1 protein-coding gene is annotated in these 1114 nt (G+C 74.1%); it reads left to right on the forward strand.

All coding sequences use genetic code 11. The features are described from left to right. Positions 1-583: 583 nt before the first annotated feature. A partial coding sequence (locus tag E4099_RS32250) for an ATP-binding protein (protein ID WP_135342623.1) occupies positions 584-1114 on the forward strand: 531 nt, incomplete at its 3' end.

Below are 1114 nucleotides of genomic sequence, written 5' to 3' on the forward strand. Positions count from 1 at the left end.
CCCCCGCGCCAGCCCCCGGCCCCGTGCGCCAACGCACGCACCCGGCGACGGACACGCGCCAGGGCCGCACGGATTGGGCCCCCACCCCAACACACCCGCACCCGGCGACGGACACGCACTCGAACTGTAGGGACTGCGTCCACACACCCGCACCCGGCGACGGACACGCGCCGGGGCCGCACGGATTGGGCCCCCCAAGACACCCGCACCAGGCGACGGACGCGCACTCGAACCGTAGGGACTGGGTCCGCGCACCCGCACCCGGCGACGGACACGCGCCGGGGCCGCAGGGATCGGGCCCCCAAGACACCCGCACCCGGCGACGGACACGCACTCGAACCGTAGGGACTGGGTCCACGCATCCGCACCCGGCGACGGACACGCGCCGGGGCCGCAGGGATCGGGTCCTGGACGATGACGTGTATTTGTGGCGCTATCACCGCGTTTCCAGCGGTCCGGGGTACTCGCGCCGTAAATATACGGTCCAGGACCCGATCCCGGAGGCCCAGGCAACACCCCCCACCCGCCTGGCTCCGTATCCTCGGCACCAGCAGGATCGATTCAGCGCAAGGAGGCCAGGCGGGTGGACCCCTCGCCAGACGTACCCGTAGGGCGATCCGACCTGCTCAACCGTCTGGAGCGAGCCCTGGCCGAGCACGGCCGAGTGGTGCTCACCGGCGCCGCCGGAGTCGGCAAGACCGCGATCGCAGCAGCCGCCGCCGCCCGTGCCGAACGCCGAGGCGAGACCGTGCTCTCCCTGGTCCCCGAGGAGGCCGACCGGCACATACCCGGTGCCGCCACCGCCACCCTGCTCGCCGCCGCCCCGGCCGACCTCATCGCCGAGCTCCCCGAACCCCAGCGGCACGCCGTCGCCGTCACCCTGCGCCAGCGCCCGGTACCCGAATCCGGCGGGGACCCGCTCGCCCTGCGCCTCGCCGTCGCCGGCGTCCTGCGCGGCCTCAGCACCCCCGCCCCCGCCCTGCTCATCGTGGACAACGCCCACTGGCTGGACGCCGAGAGCGCCACCGTCCTCCGCTTCGCCCTGAACCTCGCCCCCGCCCCCCTGCGGGTGATCCTCGTAGAGCAGCTGCACGGCACCAGCCCACCCCAGGAA

It is taken from the genome of Streptomyces palmae, assembly GCF_004684805.1.
GTDB lineage: Bacteria > Actinomycetota > Actinomycetes > Streptomycetales > Streptomycetaceae > Streptomyces > Streptomyces palmae.